Origin of the sequence: Rhizobium sp. NLR22b, from assembly GCF_019685295.1 — a bacterium.
GTDB lineage: Bacteria > Pseudomonadota > Alphaproteobacteria > Rhizobiales > Rhizobiaceae > Rhizobium.
Window position 1 is genome coordinate 42,179 of sequence record NZ_JABDWM010000006.1, and the last position, 26,445, is coordinate 68,623.

The 26,445-nt window shown below is 61.2% G+C and carries 27 protein-coding genes and 3 pseudogenes; 10 read left to right on the forward strand and 20 right to left on the reverse strand.

The features are described 5' to 3' along the window. Positions 1 to 7: 7 nt before the first annotated feature. A complete protein-coding gene (locus HJC00_RS11545; protein WP_210631978.1) occupies positions 8 to 1,054 on the forward strand; it encodes a lysylphosphatidylglycerol synthase transmembrane domain-containing protein in 1,047 nt (348 codons plus the stop codon). A gap of 239 nt (positions 1,055 to 1,293) precedes the next feature. On the opposite strand, the gene HJC00_RS11550 is transcribed toward HJC00_RS11545, so the two are convergent. Next, complete coding sequence (locus tag HJC00_RS11550; RefSeq protein WP_210631979.1) at positions 1,294 to 1,941, reverse strand: BON domain-containing protein; 648 nt, start codon at positions 1,939 to 1,941, stop codon at positions 1,294 to 1,296. A 160-nt stretch (positions 1,942 to 2,101) separates the two neighbouring features. On the opposite strand from HJC00_RS11550, the gene HJC00_RS11555 reads away from it, so the two are divergent. Further along, a complete protein-coding gene (locus tag HJC00_RS11555) occupies positions 2,102 to 2,773 on the forward strand; it encodes a hypothetical protein (protein WP_259672234.1) in 672 nt (223 codons plus the stop codon). 103 nt (positions 2,774 to 2,876) lie between these two features. Here the strand turns inward: HJC00_RS11555 and HJC00_RS11560 are convergent, their stop codons facing one another. From HJC00_RS11560 to HJC00_RS11580, 5 genes and pseudogenes are all read right to left on the reverse strand, one after another. Next, positions 2,877 to 4,784, reverse strand: coding sequence for a PAS domain-containing sensor histidine kinase (locus HJC00_RS11560; protein WP_259672235.1), 1,908 nt, complete (start codon positions 4,782 to 4,784; stop codon positions 2,877 to 2,879). Between the two features lie 204 nt (positions 4,785 to 4,988). Beyond that, entirely contained in the window at positions 4,989 to 5,972 is a 984-nt protein-coding gene (locus tag HJC00_RS11565) for a zinc-dependent alcohol dehydrogenase family protein (RefSeq protein ID WP_210631981.1), read from the reverse strand. 50 nt (positions 5,973 to 6,022) lie between these two features. Further along, positions 6,023 to 6,327, reverse strand: a pseudogene (locus tag HJC00_RS11570) (propionyl-CoA--succinate CoA transferase); the annotation flags it as partial. A gap of 30 nt (positions 6,328 to 6,357) precedes the next feature. Further along, the gene (locus tag HJC00_RS11575; RefSeq protein ID WP_210631982.1) at positions 6,358 to 6,723 is read right to left on the reverse strand and encodes an EF-hand domain-containing protein; all 366 of its coding nucleotides are present in this window, start codon (positions 6,721 to 6,723) and stop codon (positions 6,358 to 6,360) included. A 297-nt stretch (positions 6,724 to 7,020) separates the two neighbouring features. Further along, entirely contained in the window at positions 7,021 to 7,326 is a 306-nt protein-coding gene (locus HJC00_RS11580) for a hypothetical protein (RefSeq protein ID WP_210631983.1), read from the reverse strand. A 315-nt stretch (positions 7,327 to 7,641) separates the two neighbouring features. Here HJC00_RS11580 and HJC00_RS11585 point away from each other — a divergent pair, with 315 nt between their 5' ends. Further along, entirely contained in the window at positions 7,642 to 8,463 is an 822-nt protein-coding gene (locus HJC00_RS11585; protein WP_221147019.1) for a universal stress protein, read from the forward strand. Between the two features lie 76 nt (positions 8,464 to 8,539). Then, positions 8,540 to 8,691, forward strand: a pseudogene (locus tag HJC00_RS32450) (universal stress protein); the annotation flags it as partial. Positions 8,692 to 8,735: 44 nt separating this feature from the next. Here the strand turns inward: HJC00_RS32450 and HJC00_RS11590 are convergent. The 7 genes and pseudogenes from HJC00_RS11590 to HJC00_RS11620 form a co-directional block, all read right to left on the reverse strand. Next, positions 8,736 to 9,533: pseudogene (locus HJC00_RS11590) on the reverse strand (sulfite exporter TauE/SafE family protein). Beyond that, positions 9,515 to 9,946: a YeeE/YedE family protein gene (locus tag HJC00_RS11595; protein ID WP_221164048.1), complete on the reverse strand. Its 432-nt coding sequence runs from the start codon at positions 9,944 to 9,946 to the stop codon at positions 9,515 to 9,517. Before HJC00_RS11595 ends, HJC00_RS11590 begins: the two are co-directional and overlap by 19 nt. After that, positions 9,943 to 10,353, reverse strand: coding sequence for a YeeE/YedE family protein (locus HJC00_RS11600; RefSeq protein WP_210631987.1), 411 nt, complete (start codon positions 10,351 to 10,353; stop codon positions 9,943 to 9,945). Before HJC00_RS11600 ends, HJC00_RS11595 begins: the two co-directional genes overlap by 4 nt. After that, positions 10,350 to 10,697, reverse strand: coding sequence for a sulfite-sensing transcriptional repressor BigR (bigR, locus tag HJC00_RS11605; protein ID WP_210631988.1), 348 nt, complete (start codon positions 10,695 to 10,697; stop codon positions 10,350 to 10,352). The genes HJC00_RS11600 and bigR overlap by 4 nt, the downstream gene beginning before the upstream one ends. Next, positions 10,688 to 11,983 (reverse strand): bifunctional sulfur transferase/dioxygenase Blh, encoded by a 1,296-nt coding sequence (gene blh / locus HJC00_RS11610; protein ID WP_210631989.1) that lies wholly within the window; start codon positions 11,981 to 11,983, stop codon positions 10,688 to 10,690. Before blh ends, bigR begins: the two co-directional genes overlap by 10 nt. Before the next feature lie 423 nt (positions 11,984 to 12,406). After that, a complete protein-coding gene (locus tag HJC00_RS11615; RefSeq protein ID WP_259672236.1) occupies positions 12,407 to 13,762 on the reverse strand; it encodes an ATP-binding protein in 1,356 nt (451 codons plus the stop codon). After that, on the reverse strand, positions 13,759 to 14,424 hold the full coding sequence (locus tag HJC00_RS11620; RefSeq protein WP_210631990.1) for a response regulator transcription factor: 666 nt from the start codon (positions 14,422 to 14,424) through the stop codon (positions 13,759 to 13,761). The genes HJC00_RS11615 and HJC00_RS11620 overlap by 4 nt, the downstream gene beginning before the upstream one ends. Positions 14,425 to 14,661: 237 nt before the next feature. Here HJC00_RS11620 and HJC00_RS11625 point away from each other — a divergent pair, with 237 nt between their 5' ends. From HJC00_RS11625 to HJC00_RS11640, 4 genes are read left to right on the forward strand one after another with little or no spacing between them, the layout of a single operon-like run. Beyond that, positions 14,662 to 15,009, forward strand: coding sequence for a hypothetical protein (locus HJC00_RS11625; RefSeq protein WP_210631991.1), 348 nt, complete (start codon positions 14,662 to 14,664; stop codon positions 15,007 to 15,009). Positions 15,010 to 15,039: 30 nt separating this feature from the next. Next, complete coding sequence (locus HJC00_RS11630) at positions 15,040 to 15,510, forward strand: DUF2271 domain-containing protein (RefSeq protein ID WP_221147024.1); 471 nt, start codon at positions 15,040 to 15,042, stop codon at positions 15,508 to 15,510. A gap of 17 nt (positions 15,511 to 15,527) precedes the next feature. Then, positions 15,528 to 17,726 carry a PepSY domain-containing protein gene (locus HJC00_RS11635; RefSeq protein ID WP_221164049.1) on the forward strand — a complete coding sequence of 733 codons (2,199 nt, stop codon included), beginning with the start codon at positions 15,528 to 15,530 and terminating at the stop codon, positions 17,724 to 17,726. Continuing rightward, positions 17,707 to 18,651: an FAD:protein FMN transferase gene (locus HJC00_RS11640; RefSeq protein ID WP_221164050.1), complete on the forward strand. Its 945-nt coding sequence runs from the start codon at positions 17,707 to 17,709 to the stop codon at positions 18,649 to 18,651. The genes HJC00_RS11635 and HJC00_RS11640 overlap by 20 nt, the downstream gene beginning before the upstream one ends. 287 nt (positions 18,652 to 18,938) lie before the next feature. On the opposite strand, the gene HJC00_RS11645 is transcribed toward HJC00_RS11640, so the two are convergent. From HJC00_RS11645 to HJC00_RS11670, 6 genes are read right to left on the reverse strand one after another with little or no spacing between them, the layout of a single operon-like run. After that, the gene (locus HJC00_RS11645) at positions 18,939 to 19,922 is read right to left on the reverse strand and encodes a sugar kinase (RefSeq protein ID WP_221164051.1); all 984 of its coding nucleotides are present in this window, start codon (positions 19,920 to 19,922) and stop codon (positions 18,939 to 18,941) included. 19 nt (positions 19,923 to 19,941) lie between these two features. After that, positions 19,942 to 20,757: a carbohydrate ABC transporter permease gene (locus HJC00_RS11650; protein WP_210631996.1), complete on the reverse strand. Its 816-nt coding sequence runs from the start codon at positions 20,755 to 20,757 to the stop codon at positions 19,942 to 19,944. Beyond that, positions 20,757 to 21,695 (reverse strand): carbohydrate ABC transporter permease, encoded by a 939-nt coding sequence (locus tag HJC00_RS11655; protein ID WP_221147028.1) that lies wholly within the window; start codon positions 21,693 to 21,695, stop codon positions 20,757 to 20,759. Before HJC00_RS11655 ends, HJC00_RS11650 begins: the two co-directional genes overlap by 1 nt. Beyond that, positions 21,695 to 23,023: an ABC transporter substrate-binding protein gene (locus HJC00_RS11660; protein ID WP_221123495.1), complete on the reverse strand. Its 1,329-nt coding sequence runs from the start codon at positions 23,021 to 23,023 to the stop codon at positions 21,695 to 21,697. Before HJC00_RS11660 ends, HJC00_RS11655 begins: the two co-directional genes overlap by 1 nt. A 57-nt stretch (positions 23,024 to 23,080) precedes the next feature. Then, the gene (locus tag HJC00_RS11665; protein WP_210631999.1) at positions 23,081 to 23,758 is read right to left on the reverse strand and encodes a GntR family transcriptional regulator; all 678 of its coding nucleotides are present in this window, start codon (positions 23,756 to 23,758) and stop codon (positions 23,081 to 23,083) included. 7 nt (positions 23,759 to 23,765) lie between these two features. Then, positions 23,766 to 24,650, reverse strand: coding sequence for a dihydrodipicolinate synthase family protein (locus tag HJC00_RS11670; RefSeq protein ID WP_221164052.1), 885 nt, complete (start codon positions 24,648 to 24,650; stop codon positions 23,766 to 23,768). Between the two features lie 267 nt (positions 24,651 to 24,917). Between HJC00_RS11670 and HJC00_RS11675 the strand changes: the two genes are divergently transcribed. Together HJC00_RS11675 and HJC00_RS11680 are read left to right on the forward strand one after the other, a co-directional pair. Then, the gene (locus HJC00_RS11675) at positions 24,918 to 25,193 is read left to right on the forward strand and encodes a type II toxin-antitoxin system ParD family antitoxin (protein WP_221164053.1); all 276 of its coding nucleotides are present in this window, start codon (positions 24,918 to 24,920) and stop codon (positions 25,191 to 25,193) included. After that, the gene (locus HJC00_RS11680; protein WP_221164121.1) at positions 25,174 to 25,524 is read left to right on the forward strand and encodes a type II toxin-antitoxin system RelE/ParE family toxin; all 351 of its coding nucleotides are present in this window, start codon (positions 25,174 to 25,176) and stop codon (positions 25,522 to 25,524) included. The genes HJC00_RS11675 and HJC00_RS11680 overlap by 20 nt, the downstream gene beginning before the upstream one ends. Before the next feature lie 16 nt (positions 25,525 to 25,540). On the opposite strand, the gene HJC00_RS11685 is transcribed toward HJC00_RS11680, so the two are convergent. After that, a complete protein-coding gene (locus tag HJC00_RS11685; protein WP_221164054.1) occupies positions 25,541 to 26,440 on the reverse strand; it encodes a carbohydrate ABC transporter permease in 900 nt (299 codons plus the stop codon). Positions 26,441 to 26,445 lie beyond the last annotated feature (5 nt).

The following is a 26,445-nucleotide window of genomic DNA, read 5'->3' on the forward strand; positions in this document are numbered from 1 at the left end:
TGCGATCATGGTCAATCGCCGACCAGATCTCGTGGCACCGGGGGAGCCATCGCTGGAGTCGGAATTCCCATCGCTTTCAAGTGAGCCGAGCACCGTCAACCTGCTCGTCGGCTGGGGAATTGGCGTTCTCGTCCTTGCAGGATTGGTCGGCTTCATCCTGCACTTCGGCGATCTCAGTCTGTTCATCGCCACACTGAAATCAGCGGATCCCAGCTGGCTTGCGGCGGCGCTGATAGTCCAGGCAGCCACCTATGTCTGTGCGGCGGCAATCTGGGCAATGGTGATGGCCAAGGCCGGCCACCGCAAACGGATCCCCGACCTCCTTTGCCTGGCAGTTGTTGAACTTTTCGCCAATCAGGCGATCCCGACCGGTGGGCTGAGCGGTAGCCTCATGGTGGTTCGCGGCCTGATCAAGCGGGCTGTTCCCTCGCCGATTGCGATAACCGCGCTGCTGGTGGCGGCAATCTCCTATTACGCCGCCTATCTGCTGGTCGCCTTCATGGCCTTCGCACTTCTGTGGTACGGAGGCGAACTGACCGACATCTGGTTCTCCCTATCGATCGCCTTCAGTGGCGTCGTCGTCCTCATCGCGGCTCTTCTGCTCCTTGTCGCCCACTCCCGCGGCCGGTTTATCCCCAGACGGATGTTGTCCTGGCCGCCTATCGCGAGAACTGCGGACATGCTAGCCAAAGTCAGGCGCGACTTGCTGAGCGACGGTACCGTTCTGGCTCAGGCAACGGCCTTACAGGCAGCGATCTTTCTACTCGACGCTGCAACGTTATGGCTCGCGCTACGGGCAATTGGCGTGCACATCGAGCTGTCGAACGCCCTGGTCTGTTTCATTCTGGCCTCCGTCGTCGCGACACTTTCGCCGCTACCACTTGGTCTCGGTCCCTTCGAAGGAAGCTGCGTCGCTCTCCTTCACCTGCTCGGGGTGCAGGTCGAAATGGGACTCGCGGCGACACTTATGCTGCGAGGCTTCACGTTCTGGCTGCCGATGCTGCCTGGCCTCTGGCTTATTCGCCGAGAAGCCCGGGAGAAGCAGACATCATAATCGCGATGGGTTCAGCCAGGAGAAGACGCCAGTAGTGAAATTCACATGGTGCCTGTCGCGGAGGTCGCCGTGGCAATGTCGGCATACACGAGACCAAACACTTAAAACGCGTCGCATGAATCGATGCGACGCGTGAGGCCCCATCTGCGGCATTCGGTCATACACGGCGGCTCGACTTCAGCCAGGCCGATATGCTGCTTGAGCAGACGCCGAGCCGTTGCCTGACGATTCCCTTCCCTTCAGTGCACCGCGATGCGGTTGTCTACCTTGGTCACGCCGGGAACAGACCAGGCAGCGCGTTCAGCGGCGCGACGCTCGTTCAAGGAATGGACATCGCCATTGAGGACAACGCTGCCGCCGGCCACGTCAGCGCGAATGCCGGACGCCTCGATCTCGGCATTGCGGCGCAATGCACTCTCGATACGCTCCCGAACGTCAGCCGCGCTTGCGGTCGGCCGAATGGTCACACGATTGACGATCGCCAGAACCCCGCCCAGTTTGCGGACGGCATTTTCCGCCGCGACGCGCTGGAAGTGCCACGGCACCTCGCCCGTCAGCGTAACGCAGCCGCGCTGGACGGTCACGCCGATAGCGGCATCTGGAAGTGCTGTATCCCAACTGATGATCTTCACCGCCCGGGCAGCAATTTCGTCGTCGGCATGCTTCTTCCGCTCCGGATAGCGAATCTCGATTTCCTCGGCAATTGCCCGTACACCTCTCACACGTCGCGCCGCTGCTTCGGCAGCGGCCTTTTCCGCATAACTCTCGACGTGGCCTGACAGGGTGACGATGCCATTTTCGACCGCGACGCCGATATTGGCAGCATCAATGCTTGGCTCGAACTCAAGTTCGTCCAGAACGTCCTGTTGTATGGTACTGTCGTGCATCTGATCTCTCCACTTTTGAAGATGATAGAGGGGGACCCTCGGAGGCAACTCTGTCCCTTTCCCGGCAGGACTGCATTGCGGTCGATCAAAGAAAGCTTGCGACTGCGCGTTTGAGATCCGATTGCAATTTCCCTCATGAACTCTTCCGCAGGCGCCTGATTTGACCGATCTCAAGGAAAGGCGTCGCCTAAACTCTGATAAACTCAAGAAATCATGCATGTGGATGCTGAGATCGAGCCCGACCGCTGATGAAGGTTTGCGTCACATAGGGCGCCAAAAAGAGATTGTTCGGCAGATGGACGATGAGAGCCACACGATCATTTTGAAAGTCGATTGCGCCGCGCGCCTATTCAACTCCCTCGACCCCACGCCATTTCGTGAGCGGGACCTTGATCCAGACGCGGAGCGCTTCATCGTCGAATGGGCACAGGAAGCACCGAGAAGCGCTCGGCTGGAGATCGTCGTTCAGCTGCCAGTTCAAGAACTCGCAACCGACTCGGCTGCAATGATATGCGAGGCAATTCAACATAACTTCGGCGATCGAGCCGTTCAAACTCGCCGCGAATTGCGGGAGCTCCTAGGGGAAGGGCGACGTGAACTGATCGTTGGCATTCCGACCCTGGCGTTGAGCATCGTTTGCAGCCAACTCATCATCAACGTGATGGGATCGGACACCCTTGGAAAGGTCCTGAGCGAAAGACTGCTTATTTTCGGCTGGGTTGCGAATTGGCGCCCGCTCGAGATCTTCCTTTATGATTGGTGGTCCATCGCCCTTAAACGCCGCTTCTATCAAGGACTCGCGGCAGCCGATGTGAAAGTCGTTGCAGCATGATTATCCAGATCCGGCCCGCTCCTCCCCGCAATCACCCACGCAACAGGTTTTCCCGCGTGGCAGCGCCGACGAGAAGTTTCGGGAACCCCAGCGAAAGGCGAAGTCAATCGAGGAGCTCACGGAGCCGGAACGCCAACTCACGGGCGGTATAAGGCTTCTTCAGCCAGCTCCCGGAAAGGGCCAGCTCCCGGCCTGCGATTGCCGGCTCCGCGTACCCAGACGTGAACAGGATCTTGATCCCGGGCTTCCGCGCCCTCACTTCGTTGGCGAGCTCATCGCCGGTCATGCCGCCAGGCATGACGATATCGGTGAAGAGCAAGGCGATATCATCATGTTCGTCCAGCCGCTCCAGCGCTTCCCCACCATTCGCGGCCGAGACGACCGTGTAACCTGCGGCTGCCAGACGGGAGACAGCGACGCGGCGCACGCGCGGATCGTCCTCGACGACGAGGATTTTTTCGACGCCGCCCGGAATGCTCGGTTGGAGGCGCTCTTTCGCTCCCTCTTCGCCGGCGCCTTCTGCCGCCGCGCGCGCGGCTGGAAGGAAGACGCGCACACTCGTACCCCGGTCGATCTCGCTGTAAAGCTGGATAAAACCGCCGGATTGCTTGGCGAAGCCATAAACCATCGAAAGGCCGAGCCCGGTTCCGGCGCCGACGCCCTTGGTGGTGAAGAAGGGTTCGAAGGCCCGCTGCTTGACCTCGGCCGTCATGCCGCCGCCGGTGTCGGTGACCGAGATCAGCACGTAATCGCCGGTGCGCACCTCGGGATACATCTTGGCATAGTCGACATCGAGCTTGACACGCGAGATCTCGATCGAAACCTGCCCGCCGCGGGGCATCGCGTCCCTGCCATTGAGCACGAGGTTCAAAAGCGCATTTTGGAGTTGCGAGCTGTCGACGAGCGCCTTGTTGTCTACGCCGGTGACGATGGTACGGAACTCGATCGCCTCGCCCGCAGTGCGCCGCAGCAGCTCGGAAAAGCCTGAAACCAATTGCGCGACATCAACGAGCTTCGGGTTCAGCGGCTGCCGGCGGCCAAAGGCGAGCAACTGGCCCGTAAGTTTGGCGCCATCGTCAGCAGCATTCTGCGCCTCACGCAGGAGCGGCCGCAGCCTTTCGTCGGTCAACTTATCCTCGATCATCTCGAGATTGCCGATGACGACGGTCAGAAGATTGTTGAAGTCGTGCGCCAGTCCTCCGGTCAACTGACCAATCGCTTCCATCTTCTGCGATTGGCGCAGTTCCTCGTCGATCCTCTGGCGGCTCGTCAGATCACGGATGAAACCGGTGAATATCTGCTTGCCATTGGCAATGGCCTCGCCGACAGCGAGCTCCATGGGAAAGACGGAGCCGTCCTTGCGCTGCCCGGTCACTACCCGGCCATAGCCGATGATGCGCCGTTCGCCAGTCGTCATGTAGCGAGAGAGATAGCCATCATGCGCGTCGCGATCAGGCTGCGGCATCAACATCTTGACGTTCCGGCCAAAGACTTCCTCGGAGGAATAGCCGAAAAGTCGCTCGGCCGCGGCGCTGAAAGAGGAGATGGTGCCGGTACTGTCGATGACGATCATCGCCTCGGGAACGGTATCGAGGATGGAGCGCAAATGCGCCTCCCGTCCTGCGAGATCATCCTGCACCCTCTTCATACTGGTCACATCATTGTTGGTCTGGACGATCATGCCCTTGGAGGAAGATGGGTCGATCCCAATCCAGCGAGTAGCGATGAAGAGGGTGCGCCCGTCCTTGTGGCGATGCAGCACCTCGCCTTCCCAGGCGCCTTCGCTTCGCACCGCTTCGCGGATTTCTTCCACCGGCCGGGGGAAATGCGTTGCCAGAAGCTCATGTACGACCTTGCCGAGAGCCTCTTCCCGCGACCAGCCGTAAAGTGCTTCGCAGCCGCCGGTCCACCGGCTGATGACGCCATCGAAACCATGGATGATGAGATTAGCTCCATCGAGCAGGCGCGCGAGCTCGACGAGCTGGGTTTCGCTGGTGGATCTGGTCGTCATGTCGCCGTTCATGGCACTTCTTCATCAAAAGACAGGTGGCGCGGCTTCGATCGTAAGATCATCCGACATTCGCCGCCATCAAGAATGCACTATCGTGCCACATTTTGCGAGACAGCGTCGGGTGCCGGCCGACAACAGGTTATCCCACGGCCGCCTACCGGTTACGAGAGCGTCTCGCTTTCGGGTCAAGACTGCGGCAACCGCTCAAGGCGTCAGAACGGCGGCCCCGTTCACCCGGCCTAGCCGAAGATCCTCAAGCGCTCTGTTGGCATCGACAAGCGCATAGACAGACGTATGGGTCCTGACCCTGGCCTTGCGAGCGACCGGAAAGAATTCCTCCGCGTCGGCGCGCGTGAGATTAGCGACCGAGACCACGCTTCGCTCGCCCCAAATAAGGGCATAGGGCATCGCCGGGAGATCGGTCATGTGGATACCGCCGCAAACGACCCTGCCCCCCTTCCGCACTGCCTTCAAGGCAGCCGGCACGAGCTCGCCGACAGGCGCGAAGATGATCGCCGCGTCGAGTGGGACCGGCGGACTTTCGTCCGAACCTCCCGCCCAGACGGAGCCGAGGCCGAGCGCGAAATCTTGCGCCGCCTCGTCGCCGGGGCGTGAGAAGGCATAGACCTCGCGACCCTGCCAGCGACAGATCTGGGCGATGATATGAGCGGCCGCGCCAAATCCGTAAAGACCGATCTTGCCGGCATCGCCGGCCTTCTTCAGCGAACGCCATCCTATAAGGCCGGCGCACAGCAGCGGCGCAAGCGCAACGGGGTCGGCATCGTTCTCCAGCGCAAAGGCATAATCCGCATCTGCAACGACATGTGTGGCAAAACCGCCATCGCGCGTGTAGCCGGTGAATTCAGGACGGTCGCAAAGGTTCTCCCGTCCGGCGCGGCAGAAGGAGCAGGACCCGCAAGTGTGTCCCAGCCACGGCACGCCGACCCTTTGCCCGAGCCGCGACGAAGCGACACCCCCGCCGACGGCCTCGACGATGCCGACGATCTCATGGCCCGGAACGAGCGGAAGCTTTGGATCGGCCAGATCGCCGTCACAGACGTGAAGATCGGTTCTGCAGATGGCGCACGCCTCCATCCTCAGCATTAGTTGCCCATATCCCGGCGCGGGATCGGGCCGCTCTTCCGAGCGCAGCGGAGAGCCCACCCTTTCGAGGACCATTGCCTTCATCAACGCCTCCTCACCTCTGTGACGCGACTCTGGTCGACGAACATCACTTAGCCGGCATTGATCGCCCGGAGTAAGACGGGATCGGATTGGACCGGCATGCGGCGCGCGATGACATGAGCCTCGGTGGCGTGCCGTCGAGATTGTCGCCGAGCGAGGCACCGATCATCAGTGTGATCTTCAGCGGATCGCGTCTTGCCCGTTCCGCCAGCGCCAGCGGCACGGCCTTGGCCTCGCCGGCTCTGGTGAAGCCGCTCATGCCGACGATCATGCCATCGGTGATCAGCTGCGCGGCCTCCGCGGCATCGACGACACGATCCCACAGCCGATCGTTCGGAAGCCGGTCCTTGAACGTCATGCACAGGCCCCTTTTATTTACCGGTCCTGCCTATTGCCGCCAGAACGCCTGCATCTCCTCGGGCGTGACCTTGCCGTCTTTGTTGGCATCCACGCTGTCGAAAATCCGCTTATGGATGGCCGTGACCTCCTCGAATGACAGCGCACCATCCCCGTCCACGTCGGCAATTGCGAACATGATCTTCATCATCTGACCGCGCATGCCCATCTGGGGCATGCCTCCCATCATGCCGGGCTGCATCATCATACCCTGCCCCATCATTCCGCCGGGCATCATGCCGGAGCCGGGCATGGACTCCTGGCCCTGTCCGTTCGTCTGTGCGACCGCGAATCCCGCAGCGCCGAGGGCGATCGTTGCGGCCAAAACGAGAGTGTTTGGAATTCTTGTCTTTCTCATGTCCTTCTCCTTTGGTGGATCTGTCTACTCGCCTGTTTCCGAAGTGGAGCAGGACGATTTCGAATGCCGGATCCGTCGGATCCGGCGCCGGGTCATCCAGTTGACAACTTGCCGATGCTGACCCGAGGCCATGACACTGCGTCCGTCGCAGTGATCGGCGACAGGCGCAGTCCGAAAGCCCGGATAACGCACGCCTGCGGTAATAGAAACGCCAGCCTCAGATGAAAACAGAAGCAGGTTCTGGCGAAATTGCTCACGTAAGCTGAGGTTGCGCCCAAGCTCCACAGATCGCCTTCATCAGCCAAAACGTCGGCTGATGAAGTTGAAGATAATAGCGATCAATGCTCCCGCGTAGCCGCCGAAGATAACGCTTTGAATCGTCCCCAGGGCCAGGCTTCGAAGATCAAAGCCGGTCAGACCCGAAAAGAACTGCAGCCAAGGCCGATGCAGCCCCCAGTCGGGAGCTACGAAGCCGAGAACCATGCAGAGCAGGAATGAGATGGTTACGAAGGCGGCCAGTGTCGTGCCAAGCACCAGCACGGAGACATGAATCGGCATTGCAGAGTAGGTTGACGGTTGCGCATGCAAGGTAGTGTTCGCCATTGAATGATCCTCCGCATATGACCGCGAAGCCGCGGCCATGACGATAGAGCCATCATCTGTCTATCGGGCGTGAGCCCCATTGATTCAGGTCAACAATGGCAACGCTTTTGCTTTCAGGGAGCTTAACGTCTCGCCCCTCTTACGAACGGTTCAGCAGGAAATCTGCGGCATCCGGATGCTTGGTTGAAGCCCCTCAGCAAGACGGTGGCCAGTTTCCAGATTCTCAGCCTGGTTGCGCCGCGGCCTTGACGAAGCGCAATGCAGACTCCCTCTGCGGCAGGCATCATGACGGCTGTTTAACCTCAGGAGGCCAGCATGCACCCGCAGTTCCATCTTCCGTTGTCGACCTATCCCGACGCAAGTTCCTTCACCATAATCGACAATGCAATTGACCTGGCTCGGCAGAATGACGCCCATCTGGTCGCCAGCATCCCGCAAGTTCGCATCCCCCAGGTCCACCAGCCCTTTCCGACAGTGATCGATGTCGACACATGGCGGGGGCAAGCAGAGCAGTATAGCCGGGACAGCGGGACTGCGCTGCGGGAACATCTCACCCACGCTGTTTCGGAGACTGACGTCCGAATACGAATCCATGGATTCGAGGCCACGGAGCCGTTCGTATATGAACGACTTTCCGAAATTGCCAGGTGCCACGACCTGTCCATCATCGAGTCCTCGGAGCTCTCCCGCCAGCTTTCCGAGACGCTGCTGTTCGGAAGCGGCCGTCCCCTCGTTCTATTTCCCGCCACCAGCGTCTGCTCTCGCGTAGACACGATCGCCGTTGCCTGGGACGGCAGCGCCACCGCCGCGCGTGCCCTATCCTGCGCCCGCATTTTCTTCGAGCGGGCGACCAAGGTGCAGGTCATCTCGATCACCGACGACAAGCAGACCGACGAGGTGAACCGCGCCCTTCTCATCTCGTCTTTGAAGCACTCTGGATTGGATGTGGAAGACGTATCGATCCAGGCAGGTGGAGAGACCGCGACCGCGGCCATCCAATCGGCTGCGCTGGAACGAAAAGCAGACCTCCTGGTTGCGGGCGGTTTCGGCCATTCCCGGCTTCGTGAATTCATCCTCGGCGGCGTTACTCGCGAATTGCTCGTCCACGCTGAGCTCCCGGTGCTTCTCGCCCATTAGGGGAACCGAAGAGCGTTGCGGATGACCGCCACGTTGACCGCCTCCTGAGGCAACACCCCGCCGCCGGGCTGAAACTGACGAGGTCCTGAGGCAGCATGCGACGGATGAGATTGCCGATTTGATCGTCATGGGCGCATACAATCACGCTCGTTGGCGGCAGACGCTGTTCAAGGCGTGACGCACAACATGATAGGGCAAAGCAGCATGCCAGTTTTCCTGGCGCATTAACCGAGGGCGGAACATGACCGCGCCCCGTCCCTCTGCTTTGCGCCTTACCCCGACACCAGCGTCCCCCGGTTCCGATGCAAAATGTAAGCAGCAACCACGAAGATGAGCGCTGCGAAGAGGCGGTTGAGGATGTTTTTGTAGGCGCTGAGCCGCGTGGCGAGCAGCATGCCAAAAACGCCGCCGACAATGCCGCCGCCGATGAACTCGGCGGCAAGCCACCAGTCCACAAGGCCCGAACTGGCATAGTTCAGGGCGGTCGCCAGTCCGAACGCACCGACGGAGAGGAGAGATGTGCCGATCGCGTTGATCATCGGCATGCCCGTCGCCAGCATGAGGCCGGGCACGATCAGGAAGCCCCCGCCGATCCCGAAGAAACCGGATGCGGCGCCGGCGGCGAGTGCCACGGCCGCGGTGGCGAGGCACATCCTGAGGTCGACCGGGCGGCCGTCGACGGCCACCGCCTTCCGGGGTTTCAGCATCAGAGCGCCAACGACCACCATCACGATCCCGAAGAAAAAGATCAGGCGATCTCCGTCTATCGCCTAGCCGAGGCTGGAGCCGCCTACGGCGCCGGCGATGCCGAGTGCAGAGAAGACGGCCGCGCAGCGCCACCAAACGTGACCCTTGATCGCGTGGCTGGCAAAATTTGCGAATGCGTTCGCCGAAACAGCGAGCGCTCCCGTGCCGATGGCAACGTGCGGCTGGGCCACTCCCACCACATAGAGCAGAAGGGGCGTTGCCAAGATCGATCCGCCTCCACCCAGGAGACCGAGCATGAAGCCGACGAGTCCGCCGGAGCCGACTGCCGAAACGATAGGATAGTTCACGCCCGTCCGCTCCATACTCTGTCATACAAGGTCATCCCGCCCAGCATCGCGACGACGAACAGGATTGTCGGAGTTAGACCCATTGACAGGGATGCGACTGCCGGACCTGGACAGAAGCCGCCGATCCCCCAGCCAAGGCCGAACAAGACGGAGCCGATAACCAGCGGCGCATCGATCCGGCGGCTCGCCGGCACATGGAAGCTGTCGTCAAAGGCTGGGTGCCGCATCCGCTTCATCACCTGCACGCCGATGGCCGCGACCGCAACTGCACCGCCGAGAACGAAGGCGAGGCTCGGATCCCAGGCGCCGAAGACGTCGAGGAAGCCCTGGATGCGGACGGGGTTCAGCATGCCGGACAAGGATAGCCCGAAGCCGAAGACGACGCCCGCGGCGAGCGCCGCGACGATTTGGTAGACTTTCCTGTTCATGACCCGACACCTCGCAAAATTGCGACGCCGATCACACCGGCGGTCAGGAACGTGGCGACCGCCACCATCGATCGTGTAGAAAGGCGGGCAAGCCCAAGCACGCCGTGTCCGCTGGTGCAGCCCGAGCCCATGCGTGAGCCGAAGCCGACAAGCAGTCCCGCCACGATGAGCAGCGGCCAGCCGGCGGTGATCTGCACGACCGGCCAGCCGCCGAACACGAGGAGATAGGTGAGCGGCCCGAGCATCAGCCCGAGCACAAAGGCAAGGTTGGTCGTCAAGCCGATCCCTTGCGCGAGACGCCCGACGATCCCGCTGATCCCGGCAATTCGGCCGTTGAGGAGCAGAAGCATGACGGCCGATGTCCCGATCAGCATGCCGCCGAGCAGAGATGGGAGATAGGCGCTCATTTTTCTTCCTTCACGCAGAAGATGTCATAGAGGGCGGCAACCAGTTGCGCGGCCTTTTCTTCCGTCAGACGGTAGAAGATCTGTTTCCCCACCCGCCGCGTTTCGACGATGCCGGAGCCACGCAGTACCGTCAGGTGCTGCGACAGATGCGGCTGGTGGACGTCGACTTTCTCTTCAAGCTCCCCGACCGAATACTCGTCTTCCACCAGGGTGCAGACGACCATCAGACGCGCCGGATGGGACAGCGTCTTCAGAAGGTTCGCCACTTCGCCCGCGCGGAGAGAAAGCTCCGCAGGAGACAGCCCAGCCTTCATCATTGCCTTCAGATCGGCGGTCATCCCCATGCTGCTCCCTGTAACGCATCGAGCGGAAACTTGAGGTAGCGCTTGCCGTTGGCTTCCGGCTCCGGCAGGCGCCCACTGCGGATGTTTACCTGCAGGGCATGGAGGATGAGCTTCGGCATCGGCAGCGTCTTGTCGCGCTTCGTCCTCAGCGCCACGAATTCTTCTTCCGTCACAGCAAGATGCGGGTTGAACTTCTTCTGATCAGCGACGCTGCTTTCCCAGCGAGGTGCCCGCCCGTCTGGCTGGTAGTCGTGGCCGGTGAAGATCCGCATCTCATCCGGGAGCGTGAGGATGTCCTGTATCGACTTCCACAGGACGCGTGCGTCACCACCGGGGAAGTCGGCTCGTGCGGTCCCGCTGTCGGGCATGAAGAGCGTGTCGTGCACGAAAGCCGCATCGCCGATCACATAGGTGATGGAGGCGAGGGTGTGTCCCGGCGAGAACAGCACCTTGGCATCGATGGAGCCGACCTTGAAGGTCTCACCATGGGCGAACAGCCGGTCCCATTGCGAACCGTCGGTCGCGAGCTCTGGCCAGTTGTAAATGCCCTTCCACAGCTTCTGGACATCCACGACGCGCTCGCCGATGGCCGTTTTCGCCCCCGTCTTCTCCTTCAGATACTGCGCCGCCGAGAAGTGGTCGGCGTGCGGATGGGTGTCGAGGATCCACTCGACGCTCAGCCCCTGGTCGCGGACGTAGTCGAGGATGGCGTCGGCATTGATGGTCGCTGTCGCCCCTGACTTCTCGTCGAAGTCGAGCACAGGGTCGATGATGACGCACTCGCTGCTCGCGGGATCTGAAACCACGTACTGAACGCTCCAGGTACGCTTGTCGAAGAAGCCCTTTACCTGTGGACGGCGCGCGGCTTGCTTCTCAAGCCAGCGTGCGGCGGCGCTGGTGTCGTAGCCGCGGCTGCGTCCGAACTCGACGACCTCATCGGCAGACATGCGGCCGTCAAGGACCTCACCGATCAAGTAGAGGCTCAGCGAGCGAGTGCCGGTCTTGCAGTGGCCGAACACAGGCCCCTCGGATTCGTCGACCGCGCGCTGGAACGCACGCACGTCCGCCTCGGTGATCGTGCTGGCCGTGACCGGGATGAACGCATAGGACAGGCCGCAGTGCTTCGCTTCCTGGCTTTCCGCTTGCGTGCCGGGTTGTGCAGGATCCTCGTCTTCCGGTCGGTTGTTGATGAGTGTCTTGAATCCTTTGTCGCGGAGTGACTGGATGTCCTCAATGCTCGGCTGCGTCGAGACGGAAAGCTTCTCGGATATTGCTGTAATGGGCATGACTGGCTCCGTGCCTAAGCATTATATGTTCTAATATAATATATATCGATATCTCATCAAGATCGGGCATGCAACTTTGTGCTTAGCCTGCGGCTCCCCGAAGAGGAGGAACCGCCATGGCCATGACATAAAAACCGGGTCAGCGCGCCCAGACATCCGACGAGATCAACCGGCGACCTGCGCTGGCAGATGGAGGAGAGGCTCACATCCCGACCAGATAGAATCCAGGCTGACGGAGCTCGATCGGAAGTGGAACATCGAGCGGACGCTCGAGGCGAATGCTTTCACGTTGGTCTTCACGGGAACAGTCCTGGCGGCCGCGTTGGATCGCCGGTGGCTGATCGCCACGGGGTCGTCGACCAGAATTGGCGCTACCTACGACCGTCCTGAATGATCGCTGACTGGCACAATAAGATTAGGCTCTTACGTGATAGGCAAGCGCACGCGCACTTCGACGCCCTCGCTTTTTCCTGAGCGGGGAGACACGACGTCGACAGCTGCTTCGACACGATCTGCGATCGCCTTGACGATGGCGAGTCCAAGCCCCGATCCATCAATCTTGACGTTGCCGCGCTCGAACTGGCGCATCAGGCGATCCATTGCCTCTGTAGGAAGCGTCGCTCCATCATTGGCAACACAAAGAACCCCTTCAGGTTCTAGAACCACTTCGACCGGGCTTCCTCGTGCTCCGTGCTTCAATGCGTTTTCGATGAGATTACGGGAGAGGATTCCGACCGCATCTGGATCGAGCGGCGATAGAACAGGCCCTTCCGGCATAGTCAGCTCAATTTGCCGCTCTCCGGCACGTTCGAAGTCCTCTACGATCATGCGGATCACCGTCCTCAGATCGGACGGTTCGTCGGCGCGCAGCCGACCGCCTTCGGCTCGGGCGAGTTGCATCAGCTTTTCCGACATGCGCATCAGCCGCTTGAGCGTGGCTTCGATCTCATTTGTGCGCTGTGCCGTCAGCCTTTCCTTCGTCTCGGAGCGGATGCGTTGCGCCTGCGCTATCGCGCCGGCAACCGGTGTGCGGAGTTCATGCGCCGCGTTTGCAGCAAAGGCCCGCTCCGCCTCGAACGCGGCCCTCAGGCGGTCGAGAAGCTGATTGATTCCGGCGGAAATCGGCCGCAGTTCACTTGGCAAGCCGCTGTCCGGCAAAGGTGACAGATCCTGCGCTCCCCGACGGGAAAGTCCCTGCCGAAGAGCACGGACCGGACGCAGAGAATAGCGGACCGCGAACAGGATCACCACAAGGCTCAGCGGAATGACAACCAGCAGCGGCAACAACAGCCCGAGCAGCATGCTCTGCGACAGTTCCCGACGACGATCCAGTGGTTCGGCCACAGCGATGACCAGGTTTCCGTTAGCGCTTGCCGCATAATAGAGTTGATGCGTCCTGGTGCGGGAAAACCCCTGTCTCTCGAACGGAGGAAAGATCGAGGCGTCCGCACCCGCCGAACCAAGCAGCACACGGCCTTGTCTGTCGCGCAGGATGAAGGTGACATCCTCGCCGTAGCGAGCCTTTCGTTCTTGTCGCGGATCACGCCCGACGTCGTCGTTCTCCTCATCATCGACGCTTTCACGTCTCTGGTGTCCTTCGCGCAGGTCATGTTGGGCGATCGGCAGGATGCGCTCGGCAGTCGCTTTCAACCCGTCGTTATAGACTTCTTCCATGTCTTGTCCGAGGCGGTGCGCGGTGGCTATGGCGGCCGCGAGCCACAATATGGTCACTGAAACACCGACCGCGACTGCCAGCCGCGCCTGAAGCGAAGACATCATCTTGATGGCCGTCCCAGCCGATAGCCTAGACCGCGCTCCGTCTCGATCACATGAGCCCCCAGCTTCTTGCGCAGCCGGCTCACATGAACCTCGATCGCATTGCTGCCGACTTCCTGATCGAACGAATAGAGCCGCTCCTCGAGTTGTGCCTTGGAAAGCAATTGGCCAGGACGCTGGACGAAAACCTCGAACAGCACCCATTCGCGCGCCGTCAGAGCGACCGGCTTGCCGTTAAGCCTGACGCTGCGGGCGGCTAGGTCGACCTCCAATGGTCCAAGCGTAACGATCGGGTTCGGGTTGCCCGTATAGCGACGCGCCACAGAACCGATACGTGCGGAAAGTTCGTCTAGGTCGAAGGGCTTGACCATATAATCGTCCGCGCCGGCGTTCAGCCCGGCAATTCGGTCGGAAACCTGATCCAGCGCAGTCAGTATGATCACGGGCGTCGCGTCTCCGCGCGCCCTCAGGCCCTTGAGGAAGGGAATGCCGAGGCCGTCCGGCAACATCAGGTCGAGCAGTACGAGATCGTAGGCGGCCGAGCAGAACGCATCTCGCGCCTCGTCGAGGCGGCTCATCCAATCGACGGAATGACCGTCCGCGGCGATCTGGTCACGAATAGCCGTCCCCAGTGCCCTATCGTCCTCTATCAGCAGAACCCTCATGCAGGAATTCTCCCTTCGCCCTCTCTGTAGTCCATCCGCCAGCTTACCGGAAGCTGAAGCAAGATCTTGGCGTCCGTCAGGTGGCGGTCAGTCTGCGGCCTGAATTATCGGTTCGACACCGAGAGGAAACGATGATGAAGACCGGCATCCCCGTGACGCTCGATGTCGTCGGAATCGAGGAACCCACGATCACGTGGTGATCCCTCGCTCTCGCCAATTCTCAAAGGAGACACACGCATGAAACACCGCAAGCTCCTTCTTACCGCGATTGTCGCTACCGGCATTCTCGCCGCCTTCGCCGGTATGGCCCTACCGCTTAATCCATTGAGGCTCAGTGGTACCGACGTCGTGAAAGCGGATTATCGCGAACATGAGAGCAAAGGCCACAGCGAGGAACAACGCCGGCGTGAACACGAGGATGACCGCTACGCTGCCAACGGCTGTGGCGGCCGAAGTGATGACGACGATGATGACGATGGCAAGGCTGGGTGCGACGCTCGCAATCCCCCCATGCAAGAGAAAGCGAATCCCCCGAGCAACAGCCTGTTTACGCCCGGCAGCAAGCCGCGCGCCCAGATGAACTGACCGCACCCGGAAAGGAGATAAACAATGAGGATGAAGTCGTATTTGGCCACGCTGGCCGTCACGACGGCGTTGACAGTACCCGGTCTGGCGCTCGCAACCGAAGTGACCTTCACCACCAGCATGCGCAACTATGGTGGAGACGGAGCCTATCTTGCCTACTACGTGACCGACGCGCAGGGAAAATATGCCGGCAGCTTGTGGATGGCAGGAGGCAAGGCGCGCTACCACGAGCATCTGAGCGGCTGGTATCGGGCCACAGGCGGCGACACAGGCGAAATCAACGGCATCACCGGAGCCAGCGTCGGGGCCGGCCGCTCGCTCAAGATCACACTTGACCTCGCCGATACCCTCTTTGATGCCGGCTATAAGCTGCACATCGACTCCGCCGTCGAAGACATGCGCGACAGCCCCAACGAAATCGTCGTGCCGCTAACCTCGGCCGGATCGGGTCAGGCGGCTAAAGGTAGTCACTACATCGCCGACTTCATCTATACGCGTTAATCTGCAAGGAAATTGCCATGATCCGGTCACTCCACCGCTGGTTCGGGCTGGTCGCCGCTGTGCTTATCGCCGTCATCGCCCTGAGCGGTACGGCACTCTCCATCTTCCCGGCCATTGAGGGGCTCACCACCCCTGTCACTCAAGACATCAGTGTCGCGGAACTCGCGGCACGGATCCAGACAACGGAACCCTCAGTAGAGCTGATCAGGCGCGCGCCATCCGGCCGGATCACGGCACACTATTTCGACGGCGACCAGCCGGCGTCTTCCATCATCGACCCGGCGACCGGCTCGCCCGCTGGCAGCGCCGACACGTCGACCGTCGAGCGTTGGCTCATCGAGCTTCATCGCGCGCTGCTCCTCGACGATAGTGGCCGTCTCATCGTCGCTATCGGCGCGGCATCCCTGCTGACGCTGACCCTGTCCGGCCTATTCCTGCTGGCGCGCCGTGCCGGCGGCTGGCGCCATATGCTGAAGCCTGCAAAAGGCACGGGCGACAGACGCTTCCATGCCGTCATCTCGCGGATTGCGCTGCCCGGCCTGCTCCTGTCATCGCTAAGCGCACTCTGGATGACCGCCTCAACATTCGGCTATCTGCCGGAGGGGGCCGGCGCTCCGCCCTTCCCATCGCAGGTCAGTGGCGCCATCGGTGCTCAGATCGCCTCCATAACCCTACTGCAGGAGACCCCGGTCGAAACATTTCGCTCCCTCAGCTTTCCGGCTGCCGGCGATGCAAGCGACGTATTTACCCTCAAGACGGCTGCCGGCGAAGGCTATATCGACCAGGGTAGCGGCGAACTGCTCGCCTGGAAGGATTCAAACTGGGTCAATCGCCTGACCGACCTCCTCGCCATGCTGCATACCGGTCAGGGAATGGCGTGGCTCGGCCTGCTTCTCGGTGTTTCCGCACTTGCCGTTCCTGTCCTCAGTTGGACCGGTCTCGCCGTCTGGTTCAGGGGGCGTGGCGAGAAGAAAGGCAGTTCCGTTTCCGCAGACGAGGCCGACACCATAATCCTCGTCGGCAGCGAGGGCGGGACGACCTGGGGCTTTGCCGAAACCCTGAGAAAATCGCTCGCGGCGCATGGCATGCATGTCCATGTCGGTCCAATGTCGAGCTTCCAACCCGCACGCTGGCCCATCGCGCAACGGCTCATCCTTCTTGCCGCAACCTATGGCGACGCCGAAGCCCCGGCGTCCGCGCAAGGTTTTCTGGAACGCTTTCGGCGCACGCCTGCAGAGAAGGGGCTTTCGCTTGCCGTTCTCGGCTTCGGCGACCGGAGCTTCCCTGCCTATTGCGGTTTCGCGGCCGACATCGCGCGGCTGGCGGAAGAGAAGGGCTGGGATAGGCTGCTGCCTTACGACACCGTGGACCGTCAGTCGTCGCCGGATTTTGCTCGCTGGGGCCGTGATCTCGCGGAGATGCTCGGGCTCACCTTCGAACTCGATCACCGGCCCACCAGACCCAAGACCTGGGAGCTTTCACTGGTCTCGCGACGCGACTATGGCGCAAGCGTTCAGGCCACGACTGTGATCCTGCGCTTCACTCCGCCGATGCCGTCCGTCTGGCAGCGTCTGGCCGGCAACGCATTTCCGCGGTTCGAAGCCGGCGACCTGGTCGGCATCCTGCCGGAAGGTTCGGAAGTGCCGCGCTTCTACTCGATCGCTTCGGGCACGAAGGACGGGTTCCTCGAAATCTGCGTCCGCAAGCGGCCGGGCGGCCTCTGCTCCGGACAACTGACAGCTCTGGAACCCGGGCAGACGGTGACGGCCTTCGTTCGCTCCAATCCGAGCTTTCGGCCTTTACACAGCGGCAGGCCCGTCATCCTGATCGGCGCAGGCACCGGTATCGGACCTCTTGCGGGGTTCGCCCGCGCGAATAGGGCCCGCCACCCCATGTATCTTTATTTCGGAACACGTCATCCGGCGAGCGATGCTCTCTATGCGGAGGAATTGTCGGACTGGAGGCAGGACGGCCGGCTGGCATGCGTCTCCACCGCTTTCTCGCGCACCGCAAATCCGGCCTACGTCCAGGACATCTTGCGCAAGGATGCCGCTAAGATCGGTAGACTCATCGCGGCAGGCAGCCAGATCCTCGTCTGCGGCGGCCGTGACATGGCGGCGGGTGTGGCCGCCGCTCTCTCTGAAATCCTAATTCCGCAGGGCGTAAGTCTTGCAGCACTCAAGGCAGAGGGCCGTTATGCCGAAGACGTTTACTGATCTCGCCCGCCATGCCCTGAACGGTCCCACCATGGGCACACGCTGGTCTGCCCTCTTCCACATGCCAGACGGCTTTGAAACCGCTGGGGTCTACGCCGCGATGGCGGGTGCCGTCGCAGAGGTCGATCGGCAGATGTCCACCTGGAAGCCCGAAAGCGATCTCAATCGCCTGAACGCGGCCCGTCCTGGCGAATGGGTCGCCCTTCCCGAGCAATTGGTGAAGGTGCTTCAGGCAGGCCTTGCCGTCGGCGTGGCTTCAGGCGGAGCCTTCGATATCGGCATAGGCGATGCCGTCGCCGCGTGGGGATTCGGCGTTGGAGAAGCCGACGCACAGGCAATAAAGGCTGCTCGCCGCTTACGCCGTAACCCGGCTCATGACATCCTGGAGCTCGACGCAGCTAACGGGCGGGTGCGAAAGCATGCCGACATGCGCTTCGACTTAAACGGCATCGCCAAGGGCTACGGTGTCGATCGGCTGGCGGAAGCCGCCGCTCTGCACGGCATAGAAGCGGGCCTTTTTGCCATTGACGGCGAGCTACGCGCCCGCGGCGCGCAGCCTGACGGCACGGGCTGGGCGGTTGCGGTCGAGAAACCTCATCGTCATCAACGCGCGCCGCATTCCATCATCGAACTTGAGGATGCGGCCGTCGCAACCTCCGGGGATTATCGCCATTGGGTGGATGTCGGCGGACACCGCCTCTCCCACACCATCGATCCATGCCGCGGCATGCCGCTTGAGGATTCGCCCGCCTCGGCGACCGTGATCGCTCACGATTGCATGAGTGCGGACGCTTGGGCGACGGCAATGATGGTTCTTGGCGAGCACAGAGGGCTGAAATTGGCGAAGAGGCTGGGCCTCTCCGTGGTCTTCCTGTTTCACGGCCGTGAGGGCGGGGCAGGATGTGGCGTGTTCGCCAGTTGCTGAATGCGCATGCCCACCCGAAAGACTGCTGCTCGCGGATAGCGGTATCTTACATCCTGCGATAGCGAATTGAACGAGACGTTCCGCGAAATCAATTGCCGGTCACGCACGTGAACCGAGCTCAAAGTGGTATCCACGGTGCTCCGCGACGGTGTCCCGAGCCTGAGGGAGAGGCGCCCGAATACTCGTGTCGAAGATGATCGTCAGCGACAATGGCAGCGAGTTCACCAGCAACGCGATCCTGCAGCGGAGGCGCAATTCGCGGTCGGCGAGGACCACGATGTCCCGCCTCATCTGAACTTGATATCACCCGCTTTCTGGGAAACGCGGACGTTCCAATCCCGTAGAGCATCGCACGCCTCTGCTCGCGTGGGTGCGCCGATGCGTCCGCCGAACACCTGGCATTTGAGAGCCGCCGCCATCGATGACAATCGCATCGTCTCTTCGATCGGCAGGCCTTCTGCGATTGCCAGCGCGAAGGCGCCGTGGAAGATGTCACCGGCCGCAAGCGTGTCGATGGTTCTCACTTTCGGCGCGGCGAGGTGACGGATGTCGCCGCTTGGGTCGTCGAACCACAGGGACCCGTTTTCGCCAGCCGTAACGCTGATGAAGGCATGTTCGAATTTCCGCTTTAGCAGGCCGACGGTCTCGACGAGATCCGCCGTCCCGGCAAGCCGCTCGGCCGCAGGCTGTGAAAACACGATGTGGCTGGCGGCCGGCGCCAGCATCTCGATGACGCCCTCGCCGGCAACGTCGCCGTCCAGTATGGCGGGTTTGCCCGCCTTGCCAGCTGCGATCAGCGCCCGCAGTGCAAGCTTCGGCCATCGGACATCGACAAGCACCGCATCGAAAGCAGACATCTCCTGCTCGGTGACCAGCCTCACTGTATTGTGGAGCCGCTCGTCGTAGAAAGGCACGATCAGGCGTTCGCCTTGATCATCGATGAGGATCGTCGAGACGGCCGAGCGGGCGCCCTGCACAACCGTCATGCCGCTCGTGTCTATGCCGTCATTCCCGAGGTCGGAAAGGATGCGTTCGCCCGTCGTATCGTTGCCAACCGCGCCCCAGAGGCTGGCATAGCCGCCAAGCCGGGCGACTGCGAATGCCGCACTCGACGCCATGCCTTCGGCGACCTGCAGCATCCCATAGGGCAAGATCTTGCCCTGGCCCGTGGGCAATGAGCGAACGCGGAACAGGGTGTCGAGCACCGCCGCGCCGATGCAGAGCACGCGGCGTGGTGGACCGGGCGGCGGGCCGAAGGCAGAGGAAGTCATCGGCGGTCGTCTCACATGCTCACTTGACGGCGCCTGCCGTCAGACCGGCGACGATCTGCCGTTGCGCAAACACGGTCAGGATCAGCACCGGCAAGGTGACGATCAGCGCGGCTGCCGCGAGCGGTCCCCAACTGACCTGTTCGAAAGACAGCATATTGTAGACGGCGACCGGCAGCGTGCGTGTCTCGCGGCTCGCGAGCACGATGCCGAAGACGAAATTGTTCCAGGAGAAGATCACCGACAGGATGAAGGCGACGACGATGCCGGGCCTCGCAATCGGCAGGGCGACCAGGCGGAAAACCTGCCAGGGCGTCGCGCCGTCGATGCTTGCCGCCTCCTCCAGCTCCATCGGCGTCGTCTCGAAATAGCCGATCATGATCCATACGACGATCGGCACGGTGACGACGAGATGGATGATGATCTGCGGCATCAGCGTACCGAGCAGGTTCAGCCATTGGAACAGCAGGAAGAGCGGAATGAGGAAGGACAGGCCCGGCGTCATGCGCGCGATCATGATCACCATCGCCGACTTCTCCGCCTTCAGACGCGCGATGCCGTATCCGGCCGGCACGCCGATCAACAGCGCCAGAAGCGTAGCGGCACCCGTCACCAGCAGTGAATTCCAGAGATAGAGGAAGAAGTTGTTCTCCTCGAAGACCTTCACATAGTTCGACCAGGCGAAACGTTCCGGGATGAAGATCGGCGGATAGGCGCCGTTGTCGATCTCATATTTCAGCGACAGCGAGATCATCCAGAGGAAGAACAGCACGACCGGCGAGATCATCACCAGCGCGACGAACAGCAGTCCGATGCGGTCGAGCGTCTTGCGCTTCATCAGCGTGCCTCCCCGTCGGACCAGTTGACGCGCTGCCGGATCATCATCAGGACGAAGGAGAGCAGCACGATGAGGATGAAGAAGACGACCGCCATGGCGGAGCCATAGCCGATGTCGTAATAGGCGAACGCCGTATTGTAGAGATAGATGTTAATCGTTTCCGATGCCGTTCCGGGACCGCCTTGGGTCATGGCATAGATGATGTCGAAGCTCTTCACCGCATCGATGCTGCGGATGATCACGGCGATCATCAGGAACGGCGCGATCATCGGCAGCGTCAGATAGCGGAATTTCTGCCAGACATTGGCGCCGTCGATCTCAGCGCTCTCGTAAGGTTCGCGCGGAACCGCGGCCAGGCCGCCGAGCACGATCAGCATGACGAGTGGCGTCCACTGCCAGCTTTCGACCAGGACCAGCGAGGGAATGACGCTGCGCTGATTGTAGATCCACTCCTGCGGGCCGATGCCGACGAAAGAGAGGAGATAGTTGAGCACGCCGAGTTGCGGATGGTACATCATTGTCCAGACGAGCGCGATGGCGACGGGCGTCGCCATCATCGGCATCACGAATATGCCTCGAATGAGGCCGCGCAGCGGGAATTGGGCATCGAAGATCAGCGCGGCGAGCGTCCCCAGGAAAAGGGGAACCACCACGGAAAGCGTCGTATAGAGCACCGTATGCCACAGTGACTCCCAGAAGCGCACGTCGGTGGCGAGTCTGATATAATTGTCCAGCCCCGCAAAGACCTGCGACTGGCCGAGCGTCCAGCTGTTGACGCTCATCCACACCGTAAACACCCATGGAAAGACGATGACGGCTGAGATGACGATGAGCGCCGGGATGACGAATGGCCAGTAGTTGGGAGCAAACCGATCCGGTTTGCTCCTTCCTTTCGACGCCTTGGCCATAGCGGCCGTTTCGATGCCTGCCGAGGCCATTATCCCTCGCTTTTCGCCAGGACGGGTTCGAATTGTGCCGTCGCCGTCTTCAGTTCGGTTTCAGGATCGGCGCCGCCGATCATGTTGGTGAGACCGACGCCATAGATGTCGCGGAACTCGGTGACCGGAATGATGACCGGCAGGGCGAGCTGCGAGATCTTGCCGGAGCCGGCAACGGCATCCAGCCATGTGCCCGGCATCTTGACGCCTTCGCGGACCTTGGCGTCCTCAAGTACGGACTGGCGGAACGGAACGCCGGCACCGGCCTGCAGCAGGCGAGCGCCCATGTCGTGCGAAATCGCCCATTGGCAGAACAGGTAGGCGGCTTCCTTTTTCTGGCTTGCCGCGACCACACCGAGGCCGTCGCCGAACGTGCCTGCGGCTTGCGCCTTCGGTCCTTTCGGCATGATGCCGTAACCGACCTGGCCGACGACGCGCGACTTTTCCGGATTCTCGATCGGCGGGGCGAAACCGACGCCATCGAGCCACATGCCGATCTTGCCTTGCAGGAAGGCCGACTGCGCCTCGGCCCAGTTGAAGCCGGAGACGCCGGGAGGGGCGGTCTTGGTCATCAGCCTCTGGTAAAGCTTGGCCGCATCGATCGCTTCCGGTGACGTCGTGCGCAGCTTGCCGTCCGGGCCGAGCGGGCTCGAGCCATAACCGAGCAGCAGCGTCGTCCAGACCGGCGTGTTGGCGTTCTTCAGGCCTCGGGCGACGAAGCCGTAGGTGTTGGTCGACGGGTCGGTAAGCGCTTCGGCCGCACTTGCCAGTTCTTCGAAGCTCTGGGGATAGGCAAGCCCCTTCTTCTCGAACAGCGCCTTGTTCCAGTAGATGATCCAGTAATCGACCGAGAAGGGAAGGGAGCGCAGAACGCCGTCGCTATCCTTGGCGAAGGCGAGGCCTGCTTCGGCGAAGTCGCTTTCCGTGAGAGACGGTTCGGTCAGCGAGGCGTCCTTGAGGAAGCCGCTGATATCGGCAAGCCAGCCGCCTTTCTCGAACTGCCGCTTCTGGACGTGGTAGCTGAGGTGCACGACGTCGAAGCTCGGCTTGCCGGAGCTGAGCTCGATCGTCGTCTTCTGGCGCTGCTGCTGTTCGGGCGTTGCCTCGGCATTGACCTTGATGCCGGTGAGTTCCTCGAACTCGGACAGGTACTTGGTCAGGATTTCGCTACGCGGGCTCTTGACCAGATTGACCTCAAGCGTGGTTCCGGCAAAGCGCTTCCAGTCGACCGCGGCGGCGGCCGGGCGCATACCGAGCATGCTGCTCGCCCCGAGCGCGGCCGTACCCGCCAGAAATTCTCTGCGCGACGGATTGAAGAATGATGGCATGTGAGTCCTCCTCCTTTTGCGCCGGCGATCTCCTCACCTCCGGCTGCTTATTCCCGATTAGATCCTCAGCGCACGATCCCTTGCACCGTTGATGTGTGCGACAAGGCTGTTGACGGCGTCCTCCACCGACCGGCGCTCGATCGCCTCGAGCACCTTCAGGTGCTCGCCCATCACGGGTCCGACGTGACCGTCGATGCGAAACCGGTCCTGACTGATCAGGCGCATCTTGATCGAGTTCACGCGGTAGGCGTTCGAGATGATGGTATTTCCAAGCGCATCGATAAAGGCGTCGTGCATGCCCCAGTCGACGGCCTGCGCGTGCAGCTCCAGTTCATGCGACGCGTTGCCGCTTCGAATGGCGTCGGCGATATCCCGGTGCTGTTTCAGGAGATTTGCGATCGTCTCGTCCGAGGCGGATTTGGTAAACAGCGCCACGGCCTCCTTCTCCAGGAAGACGCGCAGCTGGAACGCCTCGCGAATGAGGTTGAGATCGATGTGAGCGATCTGCAAACCTCGCTGCGGCACGGTCTTGATCAGCCCCTCCGCCTCAAGCCTCGGGATGAGCTCCCGGATGGCGCCAAGCGTCAGCCCGGTCAGCTCGACGAGCCGGCGCTGCGACACGAACTGGCCGGGACGCACGTCACGGGCCAGCAGGTGGCGCGTGAAACTTGCATAGGCCTTTTCCCGCAGTGTCGGCTGCTCTTCCGTTTCGTTCATCGCCTCCCCCGCAAACATGGCTGACCTATGCGGCTTTCGATTGAAAAAGACGGTCAAAAGCAAGGGCAAGCTGTGCCTGCGCTTCGCCGGATAATGAAACGAGCGGCGGACGAACCGCAACCCAAATCTCCTCCAAGGTCGTACGCGCGATCATCGTCTTCACGGCCGGAACGACTGGGTGTTTCAGCAATTCAAGGACGAAATCGGCAACGCGAGTATCGTCCCTGCCCTCTTCGGCCACCGGCTTGAGTTCGCGGGGCACAAAATTCGCCATGCCCGATATGGCGCCCTGGCCGCCAAGCCGCACGGCCCTTGCGAGGTGCCGCTCGTCCCCGACCAGGATGATGAGATCACTATGCGCTTTAAGAAGCGCCTCCGTATAGGGCCAGTCGCCGGAGGAATCCTTGACGCCTGTGACGATATGGGGAAAGGCGGTCCGCAGTCGGCCGATCAGCGACACGCTCAGCGGCACCATGGTCACGGAGGGAAGATTGTAGACGATGATATCGCGGGCCTTGTCGCCCAACAGGGCGAATACGGCTGAGAACCACTGGAAGACGCCGTCGTCGCTGACGTTCTTGAAATAGGACGGCGGGGCAAGAAGGATGTTGCGGGCGCCCAGGGAAAGAGCCTGACCGGCCTGCATCGCGGCATCCTCTGCGGCATCGACCAACACGCCGACGATGATGTTGCCCGGTGCGATGCCGGCATCAAGAAAGGCTGCCACTATGCGTTCCCGTTCGCCATTCCCGATGGAAGACCCCTCACCTGTCGTCCCGAACAGCGTCACGCTGGAGCACCCGGCGGCAAGACAGCGCCGCGCTTGCGCGATCATCGCCTCGATCGCAATATTGCCATCGCTATCGAACGGCGTGGCGAGAGCGACGGACAGCCCGAATCTTGATGTCAACTTTGTTCCTCCCGGCTAATGAGTTAAGTGTAGCAGACTGACATGTTAGTTGTAAAGAGCTGATCGTATCGGTCGTGGCGGAGACTCTCTTGGCACAATATTGCCAGTGGCTGTAAAGCAGACGAAACTCGTTTCTCTGGAAAGTGCGGCTTTAGTAGCAAAAACGGCCAATGGTGGGGCCTGCCTTTAATGACGACAGATGAAAGCTTTCGTCACGTCGACAAATGTGCTACTGAGTAGCAAACTCGGCTCGATGGAGATAAACCGATGAGTGTCAAGTCGTCGATCTCGCTGACCGACCAGCAGGACGCGTTTGCCCGGTCGCTGGTGGAGAGCGGCCGGTATTCCAGCATGAGTTCCGTTCTTCAGCAGGGCCTAGAGCTTCTCCGCGTAAAGACGGAAAGCGAGACCGTCGAAACGGCAGCGCTTCGCGAATTAATCCAGCGGCGTTTGAACGGCCCGAGGATTTCCACGACGGAAATGGAAAGCCGCGTCGAGACAATGATCGACCGGAAGCGGCGGGCTGATTGTGTGGACCCTTGAATATTCCGAGGATGTCGAACGCGATTTTGAGTTGATTTTTGATCATCTCTTCGACTCCCATGTCGAACTCGGAGACTCGCCTGACGAGGCTTTGGAGCGTACCGCTGAACGAATCCGTAAATCGCGTGTCGAAATCGACCGTCTCGTCGATACGCCTTATATCGGGACATTGCGCCCCGACATTTACCCTGGCATCCGTTTTCTTCGGAGGGACAAGACGGCGGTCTGGTTCTTGCCCGTAGAAAATAATCGCAAGATCGTTATTGCTGCGATTTTCTACGGTGCTCAGGACCATATCAGACATATGCTTGCGCGTATGCTGGCGAGATAAGGTTGAAGGGTTCAGATCACTCCTTCACCGCGCCTGTCATCGAAGACACATAATAGTCGACGAAGAACGAATAGAGGATAACGACCGGCAGCGAGCCGAAAAGCGCACCCGCCATCAGCGATCCCCATTCGAAGACGTCGCCGCGCACCAGTTCGGTCAGGACGCCGACCGGAATGGTCTTGTTCTCAGAGGACTGGATGAATGTCAGCGCGTAGATGAACTCGTTCCAGGAGAGCGTGAAGGCGAAGATGCCGGCCGAGATCAGGCCCGGCACGGCAAGCGGCAGGATGATCTTGACCAGGATCTGCCAGCGGTTGGCACCGTCCACCAGCGCGCTTTCCTCGAGCTCGAACGGGATCGAGCGGAAATAGCCCATCAGCAGCCAGGTGCAGAAGGGAATGAGGAACGTCGGATAGGTGAAGATCAGCGCCAGCCGCGAATCGTAGATGCCGAGCTTGAAGACGATGAAGGCGAGCGGGATGAACAGGATCGACGGCGGAATAAGATAGGCGAGAAAGATGACGAGGCCGATCTGGCGCGAGCCGGTGAAGCGCACACGCTCGATCGCATAGGCGCCGAACACCGAGGCGACCAGCGACAGCGCCGTCGACCCCACGGCCACCAGCATCGTGTTCCACAGCCACCCGGGATAGGATGTCTCGAGGAAGAGGTACTTGATGTGGTCGAGCGTCGGCCCGACCACCCAGAAGGGGCTGTAATTGTTGTAGTCGGTCAGCTGTTCGTTCGGCTTCACGGCGGTGATCGCCATCCAGTAGAAGGGAAAGAGCAGCACGAAGACGAAGACGGCCATCGGCAGGCAGAGCATCGCCACGCGCCGCGGCAGGCGGTTCAGATAGCTCATGCCCTCGGCATTGTCGGTCAGGACCTCATCGGCGGGTTTGAGATTGGTCGACATGGTTT

What these genes read in the sequence shown, in the direction of transcription:
- HJC00_RS11550 (WP_210631979.1), bottom strand. Translation starts at nt 1,941, where the DNA reads ATGCACGACAGTACCATACAACAGGACGTTCTGGACGAACTTGAGTTC.
- HJC00_RS11655 (WP_221147028.1), bottom strand. Translation starts at nt 21,695, where the DNA reads ATGGCCTCGGCAGGCATCGAAACGGCCGCTATGGCCAAGGCGTCGAAA.
- HJC00_RS11620 (WP_210631990.1), bottom strand. Translation starts at nt 14,424, where the DNA reads ATGAGGGTTCTGCTGATAGAGGACGATAGGGCACTGGGGACGGCTATT.
- HJC00_RS11595 (WP_221164048.1), bottom strand. Translation starts at nt 9,946, where the DNA reads ATGAACAGGAAAGTCTACCAAATCGTCGCGGCGCTCGCCGCGGGCGTC.
- HJC00_RS11615 (WP_259672236.1), bottom strand. Translation starts at nt 13,762, where the DNA reads ATGATGTCTTCGCTTCAGGCGCGGCTGGCAGTCGCGGTCGGTGTTTCA.
- HJC00_RS11565 (WP_210631981.1), bottom strand. Translation starts at nt 5,972, where the DNA reads ATGAAGGCAATGGTCCTCGAAAGGGTGGGCTCTCCGCTGCGCTCGGAA.
- HJC00_RS11685 (WP_221164054.1), bottom strand. Translation starts at nt 26,440, where the DNA reads ATGTCGACCAATCTCAAACCCGCCGATGAGGTCCTGACCGACAATGCC.
- HJC00_RS11635 (WP_221164049.1), top strand. Translation starts at nt 15,528, where the DNA reads ATGATCCGGTCACTCCACCGCTGGTTCGGGCTGGTCGCCGCTGTGCTT.
- HJC00_RS11675 (WP_221164053.1), top strand. Translation starts at nt 24,918, where the DNA reads ATGAGTGTCAAGTCGTCGATCTCGCTGACCGACCAGCAGGACGCGTTT.
- HJC00_RS11660 (WP_221123495.1), bottom strand. Translation starts at nt 23,023, where the DNA reads ATGCCATCATTCTTCAATCCGTCGCGCAGAGAATTTCTGGCGGGTACG.
- HJC00_RS11580 (WP_210631983.1), bottom strand. Translation starts at nt 7,326, where the DNA reads ATGGCGAACACTACCTTGCATGCGCAACCGTCAACCTACTCTGCAATG.
- blh (WP_210631989.1), bottom strand. Translation starts at nt 11,983, where the DNA reads ATGCCCATTACAGCAATATCCGAGAAGCTTTCCGTCTCGACGCAGCCG.
- HJC00_RS11630 (WP_221147024.1), top strand. Translation starts at nt 15,040, where the DNA reads ATGAAGTCGTATTTGGCCACGCTGGCCGTCACGACGGCGTTGACAGTA.
- HJC00_RS11640 (WP_221164050.1), top strand. Translation starts at nt 17,707, where the DNA reads ATGCCGAAGACGTTTACTGATCTCGCCCGCCATGCCCTGAACGGTCCC.
- HJC00_RS11665 (WP_210631999.1), bottom strand. Translation starts at nt 23,758, where the DNA reads ATGTTTGCGGGGGAGGCGATGAACGAAACGGAAGAGCAGCCGACACTG.
- HJC00_RS11585 (WP_221147019.1), top strand. Translation starts at nt 7,642, where the DNA reads ATGCACCCGCAGTTCCATCTTCCGTTGTCGACCTATCCCGACGCAAGT.
- HJC00_RS11600 (WP_210631987.1), bottom strand. Translation starts at nt 10,353, where the DNA reads ATGAGCGCCTATCTCCCATCTCTGCTCGGCGGCATGCTGATCGGGACA.
- HJC00_RS11575 (WP_210631982.1), bottom strand. Translation starts at nt 6,723, where the DNA reads ATGAGAAAGACAAGAATTCCAAACACTCTCGTTTTGGCCGCAACGATC.
- bigR (WP_210631988.1), bottom strand. Translation starts at nt 10,697, where the DNA reads ATGGGGATGACCGCCGATCTGAAGGCAATGATGAAGGCTGGGCTGTCT.
- HJC00_RS11545 (WP_210631978.1), top strand. Translation starts at nt 8, where the DNA reads ATGGTCAATCGCCGACCAGATCTCGTGGCACCGGGGGAGCCATCGCTG.
- HJC00_RS11625 (WP_210631991.1), top strand. Translation starts at nt 14,662, where the DNA reads ATGAAACACCGCAAGCTCCTTCTTACCGCGATTGTCGCTACCGGCATT.
- HJC00_RS11560 (WP_259672235.1), bottom strand. Translation starts at nt 4,784, where the DNA reads ATGACGACCAGATCCACCAGCGAAACCCAGCTCGTCGAGCTCGCGCGC.
- HJC00_RS11645 (WP_221164051.1), bottom strand. Translation starts at nt 19,922, where the DNA reads ATGACTTCCTCTGCCTTCGGCCCGCCGCCCGGTCCACCACGCCGCGTG.
- HJC00_RS11650 (WP_210631996.1), bottom strand. Translation starts at nt 20,757, where the DNA reads ATGAAGCGCAAGACGCTCGACCGCATCGGACTGCTGTTCGTCGCGCTG.